This is a genomic window from Nonomuraea sp. NPDC004702 (genome assembly GCF_053601695.1).
The window spans coordinates 399,340-419,864 of sequence record NZ_JBSGCE010000001.1; the positions used below are offsets into that span (position 1 = coordinate 399,340).

Consider the following 20,525-nt stretch of genomic DNA (forward strand, 5'->3'; position numbering starts at 1 on the left):
CGGATGTCTTCACCCTGCCCGCAGGGGGTTATGGTCTGATTCGGAGTTGCTTATGGGGGGTGGAGTGCGGTTCGGGGTGCTGGGGGCGCTCGCCGTGTGGGGGCCCGGCGGCGAGCCCGTCCAGGTGCTGGAGGTCAAGGTCCGGGCGCTGCTGGCCGACCTGCTGATCCACGCCGGGCGGCCGGTCTCCGCCGACCGGCTGATCGAGGACCTGTGGGGCGGCAGGCCGCCGGCGAACGCCCTGGCCGCGCTCCGGGTGAAGGTGTCGCAGCTGCGCCGGGTGCTGGGCGACCGGGAGCTGGTGGCGTACCGGGCGCCGGGGTACGTGCTGCGGGTCGAGCCCGAGGACGTGGACGCCGGACGGTTCGCCGTCCTCGTCGGGCAGGCGCAGCGCAGCGCCGACCCGCGGACCCGCGCCGGGCTGCTGCGGCAGGCGCTCGACCTGTGGCGGGGGGCCGCCTTCGCGGAGTTCGCCGACAAGGAGTTCGCCAGGGCGGCCGTGGCCAGGCTCGACGAGCAGCGGCTGGTGGCCGTGGAGGAGCTGGCCGAGGCGCGGCTCGGGCTGGGCGAGCACGGGCTGCTGGCGGCCGAGCTGGCCGACCTGGTGGCCGAGCACCCGTTCCGCGAGCGGCTGCGGGCCGCGCACGTACGGGCCCTGTACCGGGCCGGGCGGCAGGGCGAGGCGCTGGCCAGCTACGCCGACCTGCGGACGCGGCTGGCCGACGAGCTCGGGCTCGACCCCGGTCCCGAGCTGGTCGCGCTGCACCAGGCGATCCTTGAGCAGGACCCGGCGCTCGACGGGCCGGAGCGGCGGCGGACGAACCTGCCCGCGCCGCTCACCGGCCTCGTGGGCCGGGAGGAGGCGGTGGCGGAGGTGCGCGCCCTGCTGCGCGCGAACCGGCTGGTCACGCTGACGGGACCCGGCGGCGTCGGCAAGACCCGCCTCGCGCTCGCCGCGGCCGACTCCCCCGGTCCGCCCGGCTTCGGCGGCGGGGTGTGGCTGGTGGAGCTGGCGGGGCTGCGCGCCGGGGCGCCGGCGGTCGAGGTGGCCGAGGCGGTCGCGGCGGTGCTCGGCCTGCGCGACGACGTGGGCGGCGCGGCGCAGGACCTGACCGCCCGGCTGGCCGACGTCCTGGAGGGCACCCGGACGCTGCTCGTCCTGGACAACTGCGAACACGTCGTCGAGCAGGTCGCCGCGCTGGCCGGACGGCTGCTGCGGGCCGCGCCCGGGCTGCGCGTCCTGGCCACCAGCCAGGAGTCGCTGCGCGTCGAGGGCGAGGCGCTGTGGAGCGTGCCGCCCCTGGGACCCCAAGCGGCGGCGGAGCTGTTCGCCGCGCGCGCGGGCATCGAGCCGGACGCCGACGTCGCCGAGATCTGCGCCCGCCTGGACGGCATCCCGCTGGCCCTGGAGCTGGCCGCGACCCGGATGCGCACGCTCACCCCGCGCCAGCTCGCCGAACGGCTGGACGACCGGTTCCGGGTGCTCGCCTCCGGCCGGCGCGGCGCGCCCGCCCGGCAGCAGACGTTGCGCGCGGTGATCGACTGGAGCTGGGAGCTGCTGGGCGAGGACGAGCGCGTCGTGCTGCGGCGGCTGGCGGTGCACGCCGACGGGTGCACGCTGGAGGCGGCCGAGGAGGTCTGCGCCGAGCCGGGCGTGGACGTCCTGGACGCGGTGGCCAGGCTGGTGGACCGCTCGCTGGTGGTGCGGGCGTGGGGTGACGGGGAGCCGCGGTTCCGGCTGCTGGAGTCGGTGGCGGCGTACTGCGTGGAGCGGCTGGAGGCGGCCGGCGAGCCGGCGGAGGTGCGGCTCCGGCACGTGCGCCACTACACGGACCTGGCCGAGCGGGCGGAGCCGTACCTGCGGGGGCACGGGCAGCGGCGCGCGCTCGCCCGGCTCGACGCCGAGGGCGGCAACCTGCGCGCGGCGCTGGAGACGGCGGTGCGGCTCGGCGCGGCGGCCGAGGCGCTGCGGCTGGTGAACGCCCTGGCCTGGTACTGGGTGCTGCGCGGCCGGCTGGGCGAGGGCAAGCGGGCGCTGGAGGCGGCGCTGTCGATCGCGGCGGACGACGATCCGGGCGCCCCCCAGGCCAGGGCGTGGCTGGCGGGCCTGCGGCTGCTGGTGGGCCAGCCGCCGGACCCTGACGTGACGGAACTGTTCACAGCGGTCGAGGACGCCCGGGAGCGGGCCAGGGCGCGATGGTTCGTCGGCTTCGCCCTGTTCGGGTACGACGATCTGTCGATCAGCGCCGGAATGATCGAGACGGCATTGTCGGAGTTCGCCGAACTGGACGACGAGTGGGGCATGGCCGCCACCCTGACCGTCCGGGCCAGATGGGCGGGGATGCGCGGCGATCTGGCGGGCATGCGGCGCGACGGCGAGCGCGGCCTGGCGCTGTTCCGGCGGACCGGCGACCGCTGGGGCGAGCTGCGGGCGGCGGAGTGCCTGGGCAGCCACGCCGAGATCATCGGCGACTACGACCGCGCCGCGGAGCTGCGCGCGGAGGGCCTGCGCATGGCCGAGGAGCTGGGCCTGTGGAGCTCGGTCTCCGACGCGCTGTCCCGCCTGGGCCGGATCGCCATGCTGCGGGGCGACCACGCGGCGGCCGACGACCACCACGAGCGGGCCAGGCGGCTGGCGGTGTCGCAGTCGAACCGTCCGGCCGAGGAGTTCGCCGAGATCGGGCTGGCGCTCGGCGCGCGCCGCCAGGGACGGCTCGACGAGGCCGAGCGGCTGCTGCTGAGCTGGCTGGACTGGGTGCTGGACGTCTCCGGCGAGCCGGGCGCGGCGCTGATCCTGGCGGAGCTGGGGTTCGTGGCCGAGCTGCGCGGGGACGCGGCGGGCGCGCTGGAGTTCCAGCTTCGCGGGCTGGCCGCCGCCCGCAACGTGGGCGACCCGCGCGCGACCGCGCTCGGGCTGGAGGGGCTGGCGGGGGCGCGGGCGCTCGGCGGCCGACACGCGGAGGCGGCGCGGCTGCTCGGGAAGGCCGCCGCCCTCAGGGCGTCCGTCGGCGCGCCGCTGCCGGCGGGCGAGCGAGGGGACGTGGACCGGATCACGGCGGCCGTGACGGCGGGGCTGGGGGCGGCGGGACTGGCGGCCGGCCTGGCCGAGGGGGCCGGCATGCCGGTGGACGACCTGCTGCCGGACACATCGGGCGCCTGATCGCCTTGTACAGGGCGGATCCGGCCACGACACGGCCAAGGATCATCCATGATGATCCCGCATACTTCTGCGATCATCCCGGGATTTTGCACATTCGGTGATTGTCGCCGTGAAAGCGGGCAGTGCCTGAGATGGACGGTCATCATAAGGCAGGGTTGGGAGCATGCCCATGAGGACAGAGCTCGACCGCCTCGCTGGCGGGGCGCACCACGATCCGCACTCCGTGCTCGGAGCACACCCGGTCCCGGGCGGCGTGGTGTTCCGCGCGCTGCGCCCGCTGGCCGAGCGGGTGCAGGTGGTGCTCGACGACGGCACGGCCCACGACATGAGACACCAGGCCCACGGCGTGTTCGAGGCCACGGTCGCCGGGCTGGACAAGGTGCCCGACTACACCCTGCGCGTCCGGTACGCCGGTGGGGAGCCGTACGAGGTCAAGGACCCGTACCGGCATTGGCCCACGCTGGGCGAGGTGGACCTGCACCTCATCGGCGAGGGGCGGCACGAGCGGCTGTGGGAGGTCCTGGGCGCCCGCGTGATGGAGCACCAGGACGTCCGGGGCACCGCGTTCGCCGTCTGGGCGCCGAACGCGCGCGGCATCAGGGTCGTCGGCGACTTCAACCACTGGGACGGCACCGCCTACCCGATGCGCTCGCTCGGCCGGTCGGGCGTGTGGGAGCTGTTCGTCCCGGGGCTGGAGGCCGGTGAGCGGTACAAGTTCCAGATCCTCGGCGCCGACGGGCTCTGGCGCGACAAGGCCGACCCCATGGCCCGGCGCACCGAGGTGCCCCCGATGACCGCGTCCGTGATCGACGAGTCCGCCTACACCTGGGCCGACGACGACTGGATGGCCGCGCGGCGCGAGCGGCCGGCGCAGCTCGGGCCGATGAGCGTCTACGAGGTGCACCTGGGCTCGTGGCGGCCGGGGCTGTCCTACCTGGAGCTGGCCGACCAGCTCTCCGAGTACGCGGCCGACATGGGGTTCACGCACGTCGAGCTGCTGCCGGTGGCCGAGCACCCGTTCGGCGGCTCGTGGGGCTACCAGGTGACCTCCTACTACGCGCCGACGGCCCGGTTCGGCACGCCCGACGAGTTCCGGCACTTCGTGGACCGCATGCACCAGCGCGGCATCGGCGTGCTGCTGGACTGGGTGCCGGCGCACTTCCCCATGGACGAGTGGGCCCTGGCCCGCTTCGACGGCACCCCCCTGTACGAGCACGCCGACCCGGCCAGGGGCGAGCACCCCGACTGGGGCACCTACGTCTTCGACTTCGGCCGCAGGGAGGTCAAGAACTTCCTGGTCGCGAACGCCCTCTACTGGCTGAAGGAGTTCCACGTGGACGGCCTGCGCGTGGACGCGGTCGCCTCGATGCTCTACCTCGACTACTCGCGCCGCGAGGGCGAGTGGACCCCCAACGTCTACGGCGGCCGGGAGAACCTCGACGCGGTCGAGTTCCTCAAGGAGATGAACTCCGTCTGCTACCGGGAGGCTCCGGGCATCTCGACCGTCGCCGAGGAGTCGACGGCCTGGCCGGGCGTCTCGCGGCCGGTGCACCTGGGCGGGCTCGGCTTCGGGTTCAAGTGGAACATGGGCTGGATGCACGACACGCTCGAATACCTGCGCCGCGAGCCGATCTTCCGCCAGTACCACCACCATCAGATGACGTTCTCCCTCATCTACGCCTATTCCGAGAACTACGTGCTGCCGCTGTCCCATGACGAGGTGGTGCACGGCAAGGGCTCGCTGCTCGGCAAGATGCCGGGGGACGAATGGCAGCGGTTCGCCCAGCTCAGGGCGTTGCTGGCGTTCATGTGGGCGCATCCGGGCAAGCAGTTGCTGTTCATGGGCGGCGAGTTCGGCCAGGGCTCGGAGTGGTCGGAGGAGCGCGGGCTCGACTGGTGGGTGCTGGAGTTCGACGGGCACAAGGGCGTGCAGCGGCTCGTCCGCGACCTCAACAGGCTCTACAAGGAGACCCCGGCGCTGTGGGAGCAGGACGCCAGGCCGGAGGGGTTCCGCTGGATCGACGCCGACGACGCGTCGGGGAACACGTTCTCGTTCGTCCGGTACGCGGCCGACGGGTCCGCGGCGGCCTGCGTGGTCAACTTCAGCGGCGGGGCGCACGAGAGCTACCGGCTCGGACTGCCCTACGGCGGCCACTGGGCGGAGGTCGTCAACACCGACGCCTACGACTACTGGGGCAGCGGCGTGGGCAACATGGGCGGGGTCGAGGCCGAGGCCGAGCCGTGGCACGGGCTGCCGTTCTCCACGACGTTGCGGGTGCCGCCGCTCGGCGCGGTGTGGCTGACCAAGGAGGCGCCGACGGAGGCTTCGGAGTCTGCGGGGCCGGCGGGGTCGTTGAACGTTTGAGGTGCGTGCGCTGAAAGTTCGGTGAGAAACAGGGCCAGGCTCTGTGCTGGCGGGATAAATCGCCCTAAACTCCGAGATCATCCCCCTCGGAGGACGCGTGCGATTTCGCCCCCTGATCGTGTGCTCGATCGTGCTGGCCCTGTCATCGGCCTCCGTCCCGGCGTTCGCCGACGACCCCGCGGCGACGCCGACGCCGGCGCCCTCCCAGAGCAAGCTGGAGGAGGGCCTCGCGCTCGACGGCGACACCACCCGCGCCATCGTGGAGCTGACCGACGCCGCGCAGCACGAGCCGGTGGCCGGCGTGGCGGCGGCCCAGAGCGTCGACGTGCTGCTGCAGCCGCAGAGCCAGTCGTTCATGGTGGTGGAGGGCACCGCCGAGGAGCTGGCGAAGCTGGCCGAGGACCCGCGCGTCACCTCCATCCACCGCGACCGGACGTACGCGCCGGCCGAGGTGGGGTCCAACATCACCCAGATCGGCGCGGACAAGGCCCACGAGAAGAACCTCACCGGCGCGGGCCAGAACATCGTCGTCCTGGACACCGGGATCGACCGCGACCACCCGTACTTCGGGGGCAGGCTCGTGGGCGAGGCGTGCTTCTCGGCCGTGGAGAGCGGCGTGGAGTCGCTGTGCCCGAACGGGCAGCCCCAGCAGACCGGCGAGGGCGCGGCCGACGCCACCACCGCCAAGTGCCTGTCCGGCGGCGTGAACCTGTGCGAGCACGGCACGCACGTCGCCGGCATCGCGGCGGGCAGCGGCGGCGTGGCCCCGGGCGCCGGGATCATCGCGGTGCAGGTGTTCAGCCGGGTGAACGACGAGGACATCTGCACGGGCGAGTCGTCGTGCCTGCTGGCCTTCGAGTCGTCGCTGCGGCTGGCCATGGACTACGTGGCCACGCTCACCCAGCCCGTCGCGGCGGTGAACCTGAGCCTGGGCGGCGCGTTGTCGGAGACCGACTGCGACGCCACCGAGGAGGGCGCGGTCTTCAAGCCGAAGATCGACGCCCTGCTGGCCAAGGGCATCGCGACCGTGGTCGCCGCCGGGAACGAGTTCTTCGAGGGCGCCTCCTACCCCGCGTGCGTCTCCTCGGCGGTCGCGGTCGGCGCGAACGACGGCGCCGACGCCATCGCCGACTTCTCCAACCGGGGCTCGCTGGTCGACTTCTTCGCCCCCGGCGTGGACATCCAGTCCTCGGTGCCGGACGACCAGATGGCCACGCACAGCGGCACCTCGATGGCGACGCCGCACGTCGCCGGCGCGCTGGCGCTGATGAAGGCCGCCGCGCCGCAGACGCCCGTCGCCGACCTGATCAACACGCTGAAGACCACGGGCCGGCCCTACCAGTACGAGGCCAACGGCGCCCAGGTCACCACCCCCCGCCTGGACGTGGGCGCCGCCCTGGCCGGCACCGGCACCCAGCCGCCGATCACGCAGTCGCCGACGACCGGCCCGACGGACGACCCCGGGCCCGGCCCCACGGATGGCAGCGGCCCGACGCCCCAGCCCGACCCCGACGACGGGCAGCCCGCGCCGGGCCCGACGTCCTCGGTCACGCCGGTCCCGCTGCCCACGGTCACGGTGACGGTGACCGTCACGCCGACCCCCGCCCCGTCGGCCGCCGCCGTCTGCACGCGCGGCACGGCCGCCGCCAGGATGACGGCCGGCAAGTGGGCCGTGGAGATCCACCGCAGCAGCGGGACGATCCCCGACAACACGCTGAACTGCTACCTGAAGCTGATCGGCAAGGCCAGCAAGGTGTTCCCCGAGCTGACCAAGGCGTCGTCGCTGGGCAAGGCGTACCGGGTGCTGAAGGGCACGAAGACGTCCCGCGACAAGCTGGACAGCGCGCTGCTGACGGCCTGGCTCAACTGGGCGCACGGCAGGAACGGCACCACCGTGCTGACCGCCGCCGAGAAGGTGCGGCTGAGCGGCGCGGCGTCGAAGGCGGCGCTGAGGAAGGCGACGAAGAACGTGCTCAAGTCGCTCTGAGTCGGCTTCACCGACGGAAGGGCCGGCCGGCCCTTCCGTCTTCCTCCCCGCATGGCAAAAAGCCGCTCAGCTTTCACTGCTTTCACATAGGCCACCGACATCACACTTGTCACACCCGGGGATGGACACCTCACACCGGACGGTCTGACCCTCGGAGGACTAAGTGAGGCTACGGTCCCTGCTCGCCTGCGCTGCCGCGCTGGCCACGACATCCGCCGTGCTCTGCGCGGCGCCAGCGCTGAGCGCCGACGCGCGTGACACCGGCGACCCGGTCATCAGCCCCGCCCTCGTCGCGGAGGTCCAGGCCAAGAGCAAGGTCCGGTCGATCATCCAGCTCAAGCCGGGGCAGAACGTGCAGGCCGTGGCCAAGGATCTCGAACAGGCCTCCGAGGGCAGCCGGGTGCTGGAGGCGGCGCAGTCGCCCCACTTCTTCGTCGCCGAGCTGGACGGCAAGACGCTGGCCCAGCTCAGGAAGGACGACCGCGTCCAGGCCGTCTACAAGGACGAGCTGCGCCCGGCCGTCCTGGACAGGAGCACCCGGATCATCGGCTCCGACCGGGCCAACGCGGCCGGCTGGACGGGCAGGGGCTTCACGGTGGCGATCCTGGACACGGGCATCGACCGCGACCACCCGTTCTTCGCCGGCCGGATCGTGGACGAGGCGTGCTTCTCCTCCTCCGACGCCAGTGACGGCTCGGTCTCGCTCTGCCCGAACAACCAGCCGAGCCAGACCGGCCCGGGGTCCGCGGACGCCGAGACCGCCCAGTGCGTCGTGAACGGCGTCAACGCCTGCTCGCACGGCACGCACGTCGCGGGCATCGCCGCGGGCCGGATGACGACCGGCGCGCCCTCCGACGGCGTCGCGCCCGCCGCCGGCATCCTGCCGATCCAGGTGTTCAGCCGCATCGACAGCGCGATGACGTGCGCGGTCATCGGCACCCAGGCGCCCTGTTTCCTCAGCTACACCTCCGACCAGAAGCTGGCGCTGGAGTACGTCGCGCGGGTGGCCGCGGCCCGGCGCGTCGCGGCGGCGAACCTGAGCCTGGGCGGCGGCGGGCCGTACCGCGAGAACTGCGACTCCGACCCGAGCGCGGCGAGCCTCAAGCCGGACTTCGACACGCTGCTCTCCCTCGGGGTCGCGCCCGTGGTGGCGGCCGGCAACAACGGCTTCCCCGACGGCGTCTCGGCGCCCGCCTGCATCTCCTCCGCCGTCGCGGTGGGCGCCACCGACGACCGGGACGCGCCGGCCGACTTCTCCAACCGGGGCCCGCTGCTCGACCTGCTCGCGCCGGGCGTGGGCATCAGGTCGTCGGTGCCGGACGACAGCTACGCCGACAAGAGCGGCACGTCGATGGCCGCGCCGCACGTGGCGGGGGCGTTCGCGCTGATGCGGCAGGCGTACCCGGACTTCACGGTGGCGCAGAGCCTGCAGCGGTTGCAGGCCACCGGCCGGAGCATCGGCTACGCCGCCGGCGGCGCCCAGGCGCGCACGGCCCGCATCGACGTGTTCAGCGCCACGGCCCCGAGCACTCCCAAAGCCTGACACCAGCACCCAGGACAGGGCCGGATCCGACGATCCGGCCCTTTCGCTTACCAGGACAAGAAGCGATAACAGAACACAAGCGCCTCTCTGACATCTCTTGTCCAATATCTACACTTCTTTACACAAACGCCCCCTGACCCCCCGGAGGATCAGTTGAGACTCATGTCTCTGCTGGCCGGTGCGATCACCCTCGCCGCCACCGCTGCGTCGCTGGTCGCCACCCCCGCCCTGGCCGATCCCGAGTCCAAGATCGACCCGGCCGTCACCTCGACGGGCGAGCACCGCGTCATCGTCCGCGTCCGCCAGCCCGCCCAGGTGCAGTCGGCCCTGGCCGGCGCGGAAGGGGTCAGGCAGGACAGGCGGAACGTCGTGGCCACGCCGCCCGCCGAGCTGGCCGGCAAGCTCGACTTCTTCGTCTACCGCGGCACCCGCGCCGAGCTGGAGAAGGTCGCCGAGCAGGCGGACGTCGTCTCGATCCGCAAGGACCGGCTCAACGAGCCCTCGCTGGCGCAGAGCGTGCCGCTGATCGGCGCCGACCGGGCGCACCGGCAGGGCTTCACCGGCAAGGGCACCGCCGTCGCGATCATCGACTCCGGCATCGACAACGACCACCCGGCCTTCGGCCGCCGCATCGCGGCGCAGGCGTGCTTCTCCGCCACCGACCCGGCCGACGGCTCGACGCCGCTGTGCCCCAACGGCAGCCAGTTCCAGATCGGCGACGGTGCGGCCAGCTCCGAGACCGAGGCGTGCCTGCGCAACGCCCCCCGGCCCGAGTACGGCCTGTGCTACCACGGCACCCACGTCGCGGGCATCACCGCGGGCCAGGCCACCAAGGAGTTCCCGAACCCCGGCGTCGCCCCCAAGGCCAAGATCATCGCGATCCAGGTCTTCAGCCGCTTCGACAACTCCCCCTACTGCGGCGCCGCGGCGTCCTGCGTGCTCGCCTACGACTCCTCGGTCCTGACCGGCATGGCGTACGCGAACGTGCTGGCCGACCAGTACGACATCGCCGCGGTCAACCTGAGCCTGGGCGGCGGCAAGTACGACGCCTACTGCGACGAGGGCGACGGCGCCGACTTCAAGGCCGAGGTGGACCAGCTCCAGGCCAAGGGCGTGGCCACCGTCGTGGCCGCGGGCAACAACGGCTTCGACGCCTCCGTCTCCTGGCCCGCCTGCGTCTCCAACGTCGTGACGGTGGGCGCCACCGACAAGCAGGACGCCGTGGCCTCCTTCTCCAACCGGGGCGCCCTGCTCGACCTGTTCGCGCCCGGCGTCTCGATCACCGCCGCCATCAGCGGCAACGCCTACGCCACGCTGAACGGCACCTCGATGGCCGCCCCGCACGTCGCCGGCTCGTTCGCGCTGCTGCGGCAGAAGCGCGCGCACGCCACCGCCGACCAGCTCCTCGACGCGTTGCGGAGCACCGGCAAGCCGATCACGTACGCCAGCGCGGGCACCCAGCTCACCACCCCCCGCATCAACGTCTACGCCGCCCTGCACCACCACCGCTGACCCGGCATCGGCCCAGGTTCCAGGCGGACGCCCCTACCCGGGCGGCCGCCTGGCCCTCTTCCGGGCCCGACACGAAATGTGTCGCTTAGGGTGGCTATATGGACGCAGGCAGGGCGATCTTCGAAACCGTCGACAAGCTTCGCCAGCGGCGCACCGGCCCGCTGGTCCTGGAGCTCGATCTCACCGAGGGCCTCACGGAAGGACCGCCGTCCGACCCGGTCGCCGCGGTGTTGTCCATGCGCAAGACCCGTCTGTCGGACGTGCTGTCCGGCCTCCGGCGGGCCGGCCGGGACTCCAGGGTCAAGGCGCTGGTGGTCAAGCTCGGCGGCAACCCCATGGGCCTGGCCATGGTCCAGGAGCTGCGCGAGGCCGTCACCCGCTTCCGCGCCTCCGGCAAGCTGACGGTGGCCTACGCCGAGACGTTCGGGGAGTTCAGCGGCGGCACGGTGCCCTACTACCTGGCCACCGCGTTCGAGCGGGTCTACCTCCAGCCCAGCGGCGACGTCGGGCTCACGGGGGTGGCGATGGAGCAGCGCTTCCTCAAGGGCGCGCTGACCAAGCTGGGCGTGGCGGTCGAGGCTGGGCAGCGGCACGAGTACAAGACCGCGGTCAACACCTTCACCCAGGACCACATGACCGAGCCCCACCGCGAGTCGATGACCCGCATCGTGGAGTCGGTCGCCGAGCAGCTCGTCCACGGCATCGCCGAGGGCCGCAGGCTCGACCCCGCCAAGGTGCGCGAACTGATCGACCGCGGCCCCTTCACCGCCTCCGAGGCGCAGGCGACCGGCCTGGTGGACGCCCTCGCCTACCGCGACGAGGTGTACGACGAGGTCCGACGGGCCACGGGCGGCGAGGCCCACCTGCTGTTCGTCTCCCGGTACGCCAGGAGCGCGGCGGTGCGGAAGCTGCCGCACCCCATGGCCGACGGCATCGCGCTCGTGCACGGCAGCGGGCAGATCAGGAGCGGCCGCAGCGGCCGCAGCCCGCTCGGCGGGGGCGGCGCGATGGGCTCCGACACGATCAGCGCGGCACTGCGCGCGGCCCGCCGGGACGAGCACGTCAAGGCCGTGGTCTTCCGGGTGGACAGCCCCGGCGGCTCGTACGTGGCCTCCGACACGGTGTGGCGGGAGGTGACGCTGACCCGCCGGGTGAAGCCGGTGATCGTCTCCATGGGCGACCTGGCCGCGTCCGGCGGATACTTCGTGTCCATGGGCGCCGACGTGATCGTGGCCCAGCCCGGCACCCTGACCGGCTCGATCGGCGTTTATGGCGGCAAGCCCGTCATGACTGACTTGCTCCAAAAAATCGGGATAAATACTGAACTGGTCGCCGACGGGGTCAACGCCGGCATGTTCTCCACCGCCCGCGGCTTCTCCCCCGAGCAGTGGGACCGGGTGAACGGGTGGCTCGACCGCATCTACGACGACTTCGTGGGCAAGGTCGCCGAGAGCCGCGGCCTGACCCGCGAGCGCGCCCACGAGCTGGCCAGAGGCCGGGTCTGGACCGGCGCGGACGCCCACGCCAACGGCCTGGTGGACGAGCTGGGCGGCCTTGAGCACGCCCTCGGCCTGGCCCGCGAGCGCGCCCGGCTGGCCGACGACGCCCCCGTGCGCGTCTATCCCAGGATCAACCCGCTGGAGCGGCTGCGGGGCCCGGAGTCCAGCGAGGACAAGTCCGCCGCCCTGGCCAGGATGCGGCTCGACGCCTGGGGGCCGCTGGCCCGCCTGTCGGCCGAGCTGGGCCTGCCCGCCGCCGGTCCGCTCTCTTTGCCCGGTTGGTACGTCATCAGATAATTTGATCTTGTATGCTCCCTGATCCACGGGGATCGGAGGAGTACACATGATCGTCAACCTCGCCGTCGCGCTGGCTCTGACAGCCGCGCCCGCGCCCGCGCAGCCGCCGACCGGCGCGCTGCCGGGCAGCGGCGCGAGCGTGGTGGCCAAGCTGTCCGGCCGGCCGGTCCAGCTCAGCTCCTACGGCACGGCCGCCCCCGGCGGCCAGTGGGCGTGGAACCCGGCCGAGCGCGCCTGGACCCGGGTGGACGGCGCGGTCAGCGTCTCCCCGGACGAGCGCCGGCAGGTGAAGCTGACCGACCATGCGGGCGGCGCGCCGAAGGTGACCTTCCTGGACCGCCGGTCGGGCAAGGAGAGCGAGGTCGAGCTGCCCGTGCCGGAGGACCCCGAGCGGGCGGGCCAGTACCTGCAGACGCTCTGGCCCACCTGGTCGCCGGACGGCCGCCGCCTGCTGCTCAACGTGTTCGAGCCGGGCGGCGAGCCGCGTTCGGCGGGCATCGTGCTGATCGACGTGCCCTCGCTGGAGGCCCGGTTCGTCCGGATCGAGAAGGCGCTCATCACCGTGGGCGGCTTCCAGTGGACGCACGACGGCAAGGGCGTGGTCGTGCGCTGGGGCAAGAACGGCTCCTCCGCGGTCCGCCGCTACGACCTCACCGGCGCCGTCACCCGGACCTGGCACGTGCGGGGACGTCCGGCCGCCTCCGGGCTCGGCGCGTTCAGCCCGTCGGGCCGCCGCTTCGTCACCGCCTGCACCTCGCTGGAGAAGGCCGCCTGCGTCTGGGACACCCGGACCGGCAAGGCCGTCACCCGGATCAAGCTGGCCTTCAGCCCGGTGTGGGGCCCGACGCTCGGCTGGTACGACGAGCGGCACCTGCTCGCCCCGGTCAAGGACGGCGTGGGCGTCGTCGACCTCACGGGCCGGGTCGTCGAGACGCTGGTCAAGGCCGGGAAGAAGACGACCCTGTATCCGCGCTTCGAGCGCCGGGGCTGAAGAAGGCCGCGGCCCGCTCCAGGGCGCCGGTGTCGCGCAGGATGTCGCCGGGGCGGTTGGCGTAGCCGATGAGCGCGCCGCCCCACGACCCGAAGTACTCCGCCGACAGGCGCAGCGTGCCGATCAGCGGATCGGCCACCGACTCGTCCTCCTCACTGATCGTGGTGACCGCCCAGACGGTCTTGCCCGCCATGCGCGCCTTGAAGTCGTAGCCGGGGACGCGCATCCAGGCCGACCAGTGGTCGAGGTAGAGCTTGGTGGTGGCAGAGACGCTGTACCAGTAGAGCGGGGAGACGATCACCAGGTCGGTGGCGTCCAGCGTGGCCTCGGCGAGCAGCTTCTCCGCGCCCTCGGGGACGGGGTAGAGGCCGTCGCCGGTGTGGCGGATGTCCCGGAAGGGCGGCAGCGGGTGGTCGTCGAGGCGCAGCCAGCGTTGCCCGACGTCCGGCGGCAGCGCGGCGGCGGCGTGCCTGGCCAGGGTCTCGGTGTTGCCGTCACGGCGGTTGCCGCCCAGGAGGAAGAGGAAACTGCGCATTCAGCATCCCATCGGCCGGTAGCGGGCGCGCAGCCGTACCAGCGGCTGGAGCGCGGGGGTGACATAGGGGACGGCGAGCACCTGGGCGACGAAGAGCGTGTGGTCGCCGGCCGGGACGACCTGGGTCGTCTCGGCCTCCAGGGCCGCCACACCGCCCTCGACCACCAGCGCCTCGGTGTGCGCCCCCCGGTGGTGGGGGGTGCCCGCCAGCAGGAGGCGGGCGCTGGGACGGCCGGCGGTGGCGAAGCGGCTGGCGATCGCGGCCTGGCCGGAGGACAGCAGCGAGGCCGCCCACCGGTCCTGCCGGAGCAGCACCTCGCAGAGGTAGCCGCGGGAGGCCAGACTGATCAGCACGAGCGGCGGCTCGGCCGAGACGGACATCAGCGCCGACACGGTCACGCCCAGGTCGTCACGCCCGTCCCGGACGGTGATCACCGCGACGCCCGCGGCCAGTTGCGCCATCGCCTCCGTGAACTCGCTCACAGCGGAGACCTCCGGCCGGAGGTCCCCGCCGCGGGCGTCAGGCGAGGCCGTTGGAGGTCAGCCATTCCTTGGCCACCGTGGCGGGCTCGTCCTTGTTGACGGAGATCTTCTGCATCATGTCGAGCAGGGACTGGGTGCTCAGCTTGGCCGAGATGCCGTTGAGCGTGGTGCGGATCGTGTCGTTCGCGCCGGACTTGAACAGCAGCGGCGTGACGTTCTGGGCGGGGAAGATGTTCTTGGTGTCCTGGAGCGGCACCAGGTTGTTGGCCAGCATCTTGGGGTCCGTGGTGAACACGTTGCCGACCTGGATCGAGCCGTCCTTCAGGGCGTCGGCCGTGGCCGGGCCCTTCGGCTCCCACTGCTTGAACTCCAGCCCGTAGACCTCCTTGAAGCGCGCCTCCCACCGCTTCTTGAACTCGGGCGGGCCGCCGACGACCATGTTCTTGGAGACCTTGGCCAGGTCCTCGATGGTGTTCAGCGACTGCTTGGTCTGGGTGTCCTTGGTGACCGAGAGGCTGTCCTTGTCCTCGGCAGGGGAGGAGTCGAGCACTTCGAGCTCGGCCGGGAGCTTCTCCTTCAGCGCCGCGTTGACCTCGTCGGTCGTCGAGGCGGTGTTCTTCAGGTCGACGAAGGCCAGCAGGTTGCCGTTGTACTCCGGAACGATGGTCAGGCCGCCGTTCTTGACCTGGTCGTAGACCGCCTCGCGGCTGCCGATGCGCGGCTTCTCCTCGACCTGCACGCCCTTGGCCTCAAGGGCCTGGGCGTAGATCGACGCGAGCAGCACGCTCTCGTCGAAGTCGAAGGAGCCGATGACGGCCTTGCCCCCGGCCGCCGCGGCCGACCCACTGGGCGCCGCGCTCGTGGTGTCGAGCGGGTTGCCCCCACCGCCGCTCCCGCCACCGCAGGCGGCCAGCGCCAGCGTCGCCGACACGAGCACCGCCGCGGTGCCGATCATGCGTCTCATGTGTGAATTTCCCTTCTAAAGCGGCAGGTAATACCGGAGACTATCGAACCTTCAGTCTCTGGCTCACCCCCGGCGAAACGGTCACCCTCTGGATGAGGGCGAACACGATCTGCACGACAAGCGCGAACAGCACAATCAGTACTGAACCCCCCACAACGCTCGCATAATCCTTGGTCGCGAAACCGTCGATCACGAACCGGCCGAGCCCGCCGAGCCCCGTGTACGCCGCGACCGTCGTGGTGGAGACCACCTGGATCGCCGACAGCCTGAGCCCGAGCAGGATCAGCGGCAGCGCCACCGGGACCAGCACCCGGCCGAGCACCTGCCCGCCGCGCAGCCCCATCCCGTACGCCGCGTCGCGCAGCTCCGGATCGACGCCCTTGATCCCCTCGTAGGTGTTGACCAGGATCGGCGGCACCGACAGCAGCACCAGCGGGATGATCACCGGCCAGATCGAGGACGTGCCGAGCAGCAGCACGAACAGCACCAGCAGGCCGAGCGTCGGCAGTGCCCTGGCCAGGTTCGCCGAGATGACGACCACGACCTCGCCCCTGCCGGTGTGGCCGATGGCCAGCCCCAGCGGCACCGCGATCAGCATCGCCAGCACCAGCGCCAGGGCCGAGAACTCCAGGTGCTCCAGCAGCCGCGCCGGGATGCCGTCGGGGCCGGCCCAGTTCGCCCCGGTGCCGAAGAAGTCGGCCAGCCAGCCGAAGAACGAGCCCAACCAGCTCACGACGTCCCCTTCCGCGCGCGCACCCAGGGGGTGAGCAGGCGCTGGGCCAGGACCAGCAGGCCGTCGGCGACCAGCGCCAGCGCGACGATCAGCACGATGCCGGTGACCACCGGCGGCATGAACGGGTTCTGGTAGGCCCGGGTGAACAGCCCGCCGAGCCCGCCCTGGCCGATCAGCGCGCCCACGCTGACCAGGCTGATGCTGGAGACCGCGACCACGCGCAGCCCGGCCAGCACCACCGGCGTGGCGATGGGCAGCTCGACCTGCAGCAGGCGGCGCATGGGCGTGAACCCCATCGCGACGGCCGACTGGCGCACGTGGTCGGGCACCGAGTTGAGCCCGTCGACCACGGCCGGGATGAGCACGGCCATGCCGTAGAAGGTCAGCGGGATGATCACGGTGGTCTGCGACAACCCGGTCACCGAGATCAGCAGCATGAACACCGGCAGCGACGGCAGCGCGTAGACGACGTTCATCAGGCCCGAGGTGGGCTGGTAGAGCCAGCGCCAGCGCACGCAGGCCAGCCCGAGCGGCAACGCCAGCACCAGCGCGGCCAGGATCGGCACCAGGGACATGGTCAGGTGGTCGGTCAGCAGGTTCCTGATGCTGTCGGCGCGGCCGGTGTCCCAGTTGCGGGCGATCCACTCCCAGATGCTGGGCGGACCCTCACGCATCGGCGGCCTCCGCCAGCGCCTCGTCCAGGGCCTCCCTGGTGGCCACGCCGACGACCCTGCCGTCCTCGTCCACGGCGACCGAGCAGCCGGAGGGCGACAGCAGCGCCGCGTCCAGGGCCGAGCGCATCGAGTCGCGGCCGGGCACGAACGTCCCGTACGGCTCCAGCTCCTCGGGCCGCGACCCGGCGAACCAGCCCACGGGCCGGTCGTCGTCGGTCACGACCAGCAGCCACGGCTCGTCACTGGCCGCCCGTTCGCGCACGGTCAGGTCGGTACGCAGCCGCAGCCCCTTCGTGGAGATGAACTGCAGCCGCCGGATCCCCCGGTCGTGGCCCAGGAACTCGCGGACGAAGTCGTCGGCCGGCTCCGACAGCAGCGTCTTGGGGTCGGCGAGCTGGGCCAGCCGCCCGCCCACGCGCAGCACGGCCACCCGGTCGCCGAGCTTGATCGCCTCGTCGATGTCGTGGGTGACGAACACTATGGTCTTGTTCAGCTCCGCCTGGAGCCGCAGCAGCTCGTCCTGGAGGCTGGTGCGGACGATCGGGTCGACCGCGCTGAACGGCTCGTCCATGAGCAGCACGGGCGGGTCGGCGGCCAGTGCCCTGGCCACGCCCACGCGCTGCTGCTGCCCGCCGGAGAGCTGGAAGGGATAGCGGCCGGCGAAGGCCGGGTCGAGGCCGACGCGTTCGAGCAGCTCCATCGCCCGCGCGCGGGCCTTCTTCTTGTCCCAGCCCAGCAGGTACGGGACCGTCGCGATGTTGTCGACGATCTTCCGGTGCGGGAAGAGGCCGGCCTGCTGGATGACGTACCCGATGCCGCGGCGCAGCGTGGGCGGGTCGATGCCGCTCACGGGCACCCCGTCGAGGAGGATCTGTCCCTCGGAAGCGTCGATCATGCGATTGATCATCCGGAGGGACGTCGTCTTCCCGCAGCCCGAGGGGCCCACCAGCACGGTGATCTCGCCGGTGGGCGCCTCAAGGGAGAGGGCGTCCACGGCGGTGGTGCCGTCTGGATAGCGTTTGGTGACAGCGTCGAATGTGATCACGCGTGACCTCTCGCTCGATGGCAGGGCCGCGGCCCCCCTGCCACGACCGCCGCATGATCTCGGTGGCCCACAAGACTACGGCGACCCTCACCCCTGTGTCCCCACGGGGCACGGCTTAAACGTTTCACTGACCAGGGAGATTTACCGGAATTTCCGATCAAGTGGTGCGCCGGGCCTGGGGGAGTTGGCATGATTACCTCCACAAACTCCAGACGCGTACCCCTCACCTCAGCGTCCGCACATTTAGCAAGAGGATCGGCCCCGTGTCCCAGCCGCTCACCGGTCAGCGCCCCCGCACAGAACTGATCGCAGAGCTCTACGACCGCCATGCCGCCGGGCTGTTCGCGTACTGCGCCGACCAGCTCGGCGATCCGGACACCGCGTCCGACGTCCTGGCGTCCGTGTTGTCCGGCGTCCCCGACGTCGCGCCGCCCCGTGCCGCCCTGTACGCCTACGCCCGCCGCCAGATCCACCGGCGGGACGTCGTCTACGCCCCGCCCGTCGTGGACCCGCTCATCGACCCGGCCTCGGCGCTGGTCGAGCGCGTGCTGCGCGAGCTGCGCCCGCAGCAGCGCGAGGTGCTGGTGCTGTGCGCGGTGTGCGGGCTGAGCCGGGCCGAGCTGGCCTGGGTGCTCGACGTCGCCCCCGACACCGCCGACGAGCTCGCCTTCGGGGCGGGCCACCGCTTCCGCGAGGTCCTGGACATGGCCCTGACCGCGCTGGCCGGCGGGCGGGCGCCGAAGCCGGTCGCCGACGTGTACGGCGCGCTCGCGGTCGCGCCGCTGCGCGACGTCCTGGGACGTCTGCCCTGGCCGGAGCCGCCCGCGATCCTGCGGGTGCACTTCGCCGGATCGGTGCCGGCCGAGCCGGGGCCGCTGTTCGTCAAGCCGCTCTGGCCCGCGCCGCCGCAGTGGCCGCTGCCGCTCGCCGCCACCGACCCGGCGACCAGCACCGGGATCTTCCCGGCGGACCTGCTCACGCCGCCGCCCGCCGGACGGCCGTCCGTGCACGAGGCGACGACCGCGCCGATGCCCAAGCTGCGCGACCCGCTCGGGGCGCTGGACTCGATGGGCCCGCTGCGGGACCCGGCCGCGCGGGCGGCGGCCGTCCGGCCGTTCCTGCCCAAGCCCCCACAGCCGGCGCAGCCCCCGCAGCCGCTGCCTGAGTCCGTACGGCCGTTCAGCACGGGCGACTTCACCGCGCCGCCCGCCGCTCCGGCCGAGGGCCGGATGGCGGGGGCCGCCGTTCCCCCGCCCGGTGAGCGGCCCTTCTTCCTGGCCGCGCCCATCCCCGCGGACGTGCTGGACGACGAGCCCATCACCCAGGAGATGCCCGCGATCAGGGACGTCCCGGCGCATCAGGACCCGGGCCGCGCTGCCCGGCGTCCCCTGGCGGCGGAGCAGCCGGTCAAGGAGGCGGCGCCGCTGTTCACCCCGAGGTCCAGGGTCGCCGCCGAACCGGTCTACCGCATGCCCGCCCCCAAGCCGGCCCACGCCCCGGCCCCGTCCGAACCGGCCCTACCCGACCCGGGCCTGTCCGCCTCCGCCCCGTCCGACCCTGCTGTGTCCGACCCTGCTGTGTCCGACCCTGCTGTGTCCGACCCTGCTGTGTCCGACCCTGCTGTGTCCGACTCGGCTGTGTCCGATGCGGCGCCGTCCGGGCGCAGCCGCGCGGCGGACTTCGCCGTCGAGCTCGCCCGCGAGCTGGAAGCCGACCGCGCGCGCTACCCGGACCCCGCGCGCGACCTCCAGAGCCCGTCCCGCCGCAAGGCCGGCGCCGAACCGGCCCGCTCGCCGGGGAGAGGCGGCGCCAAGCCCGGCGCCCGCAAGCAGCCGGCGGGCAAGAAGAAGTCCGCGGCCAGGAAGAAGGCGCTCAAACGACGCCGGGAACGGCACTACGACTGGGCCTGGGAGTTGATCGGGTTCCTGATCTGCGTGGCCATCGCGATGATCGTGTTCTTCTCCGTGCCCATGTTCATGGGCCCGTGAGCGCCTACATGGTGTTGACGATCAGCCCGATGTGGGTGAAGTAGTTCAGCGCGCCGAACAGCAGGAACGCCGCCCCGGCGATCCCCCAGCACACCCCGGTCACGGTCGTGACCGGGCCGCCCCTGGCCCGCAGCGCGAACGGGAACAGCACCGCGCCCACCCCGACCAGCACGTACAGGCCGGAGATGAAGGTGGCCTCCAGCAGCGGCAGGCCGGCGAAGGCCCCCGAGATCGGCTCTTGCGGCGGCGCGGCGAACAGCGTGTACGTCCACCCCGCCGCCGCGATGCCGAAGCAGGCCAGCCCCATGCCGAAGACGAACAGCGAGATCGGCCCGGCCGTGCGCGCCACGAGCTTGCGCCGGTCGGGCGCCACGGTGATCACGCCCCAGCGTTTCCACAGGTAGAGCGCGGCGGCCAGCAGCAGCACGCCGAACGCCAGCGAGGGCTCCCCGAAGATGATGTTGTCGAACGGGAAGCCCTGCCCGGCCAGCGGCCAGGTGAGCGTCATGTGCAGCCCGGTGACCGCCAGGACGGCCCCGACCGCGCCGAACGCCAGCGCCCAGCCGTCCACGTGCTCCAGCGGGTCGCCCCTGAGCAGCCGGCGGCCGAAGGAGACCACGAGCAGCAACCCGACGCCGGCGGCGACCGCCATGATCGTGTTGTAGGTGGGCATCCTGGCCCAGTCGATCTTCAACTCCGGCTGTGCCAGGATCCCCCAGAATCCACTCATACAGGGATGATTACCCTGA

At 72.5% G+C, this 20,525-nt stretch carries 15 protein-coding genes; 8 read left to right on the forward strand and 7 right to left on the reverse strand.

Features of this window, described 5'->3' with window-relative positions:
- The first annotated feature begins 52 nt into the window (after nucleotides 1–52).
- The 7 genes from ACWEJ6_RS01920 (at nucleotide 53) to ACWEJ6_RS01950 (ending at nucleotide 13,354) form a co-directional block, all read left to right on the forward strand.
- Complete coding sequence (locus ACWEJ6_RS01920) at nucleotides 53–3,160, forward strand: BTAD domain-containing putative transcriptional regulator (protein WP_452420595.1); 3,108 nt, start codon at nucleotides 53–55, stop codon at nucleotides 3,158–3,160.
- A gap of 169 nt (nucleotides 3,161–3,329) precedes the next feature.
- Nucleotides 3,330–5,525 (forward strand): 1,4-alpha-glucan branching protein GlgB, encoded by a 2,196-nt coding sequence (gene glgB / locus ACWEJ6_RS01925; protein WP_452420596.1) that lies wholly within the window; start codon nucleotides 3,330–3,332, stop codon nucleotides 5,523–5,525.
- 97 nt (nucleotides 5,526–5,622) lie between these two features.
- Complete coding sequence (locus tag ACWEJ6_RS01930) at nucleotides 5,623–7,512, forward strand: S8 family peptidase (protein WP_452420598.1); 1,890 nt, start codon at nucleotides 5,623–5,625, stop codon at nucleotides 7,510–7,512.
- Nucleotides 7,513–7,675: 163 nt separating this feature from the next.
- The gene (locus tag ACWEJ6_RS01935; RefSeq protein WP_452420601.1) at nucleotides 7,676–9,055 is read left to right on the forward strand and encodes a S8 family peptidase; all 1,380 of its coding nucleotides are present in this window, start codon (nucleotides 7,676–7,678) and stop codon (nucleotides 9,053–9,055) included.
- Nucleotides 9,056–9,217: 162 nt separating this feature from the next.
- A complete protein-coding gene (locus tag ACWEJ6_RS01940; RefSeq protein ID WP_452420738.1) occupies nucleotides 9,218–10,567 on the forward strand; it encodes a S8 family peptidase in 1,350 nt (449 codons plus the stop codon).
- Between the two features lie 98 nt (nucleotides 10,568–10,665).
- Nucleotides 10,666–12,363, forward strand: a complete 1,698-nt coding sequence (sppA, locus tag ACWEJ6_RS01945; protein ID WP_452420603.1) for a signal peptide peptidase SppA — start codon at nucleotides 10,666–10,668, stop codon at nucleotides 12,361–12,363.
- 46 nt (nucleotides 12,364–12,409) lie between these two features.
- The gene (locus tag ACWEJ6_RS01950; RefSeq protein WP_452420605.1) at nucleotides 12,410–13,354 is read left to right on the forward strand and encodes a TolB family protein; all 945 of its coding nucleotides are present in this window, start codon (nucleotides 12,410–12,412) and stop codon (nucleotides 13,352–13,354) included.
- Here the strand turns inward: ACWEJ6_RS01950 and ACWEJ6_RS01955 are convergent.
- Genes ACWEJ6_RS01955 through ACWEJ6_RS01980 form a run of 6 tightly spaced genes read right to left on the reverse strand, consistent with a single transcriptional unit; the run spans nucleotide 13,302 to nucleotide 17,788 of the window.
- Nucleotides 13,302–13,889 (reverse strand): flavodoxin family protein, encoded by a 588-nt coding sequence (locus tag ACWEJ6_RS01955; protein ID WP_452420607.1) that lies wholly within the window; start codon nucleotides 13,887–13,889, stop codon nucleotides 13,302–13,304. The two genes, ACWEJ6_RS01950 and ACWEJ6_RS01955, sit on opposite strands and share 53 nt — an antisense overlap.
- Nucleotides 13,890–14,372 carry a flavin reductase family protein gene (locus ACWEJ6_RS01960; protein WP_352352263.1) on the reverse strand — a complete coding sequence of 161 codons (483 nt, stop codon included), beginning with the start codon at nucleotides 14,370–14,372 and terminating at the stop codon, nucleotides 13,890–13,892.
- A 37-nt stretch (nucleotides 14,373–14,409) separates the two neighbouring features.
- Entirely contained in the window at nucleotides 14,410–15,336 is a 927-nt protein-coding gene (locus ACWEJ6_RS01965; RefSeq protein WP_357973381.1) for an ABC transporter substrate-binding protein, read from the reverse strand.
- 40 nt (nucleotides 15,337–15,376) lie between these two features.
- Nucleotides 15,377–16,069, reverse strand: coding sequence for an ABC transporter permease (locus ACWEJ6_RS01970; protein ID WP_352352265.1), 693 nt, complete (start codon nucleotides 16,067–16,069; stop codon nucleotides 15,377–15,379).
- Entirely contained in the window at nucleotides 16,066–16,743 is a 678-nt protein-coding gene (locus ACWEJ6_RS01975; RefSeq protein ID WP_352322038.1) for an ABC transporter permease, read from the reverse strand. The genes ACWEJ6_RS01970 and ACWEJ6_RS01975 overlap by 4 nt, the downstream gene beginning before the upstream one ends.
- Nucleotides 16,736–17,788, reverse strand: coding sequence for an ABC transporter ATP-binding protein (locus ACWEJ6_RS01980; protein WP_452420610.1), 1,053 nt, complete (start codon nucleotides 17,786–17,788; stop codon nucleotides 16,736–16,738). The genes ACWEJ6_RS01975 and ACWEJ6_RS01980 overlap by 8 nt, the downstream gene beginning before the upstream one ends.
- A gap of 263 nt (nucleotides 17,789–18,051) precedes the next feature.
- Between ACWEJ6_RS01980 and ACWEJ6_RS01985 the strand changes: the two genes are divergently transcribed.
- Nucleotides 18,052–19,776 carry a sigma factor-like helix-turn-helix DNA-binding protein gene (locus ACWEJ6_RS01985; protein ID WP_452420612.1) on the forward strand — a complete coding sequence of 575 codons (1,725 nt, stop codon included), beginning with the start codon at nucleotides 18,052–18,054 and terminating at the stop codon, nucleotides 19,774–19,776.
- 4 nt (nucleotides 19,777–19,780) lie between these two features.
- On the opposite strand, the gene ACWEJ6_RS01990 is transcribed toward ACWEJ6_RS01985, so the two are convergent.
- Nucleotides 19,781–20,506, reverse strand: a complete 726-nt coding sequence (locus tag ACWEJ6_RS01990; protein ID WP_358288782.1) for a DUF981 family protein — start codon at nucleotides 20,504–20,506, stop codon at nucleotides 19,781–19,783.
- Between the last annotated feature and the right edge of the window lie 19 nt (nucleotides 20,507–20,525).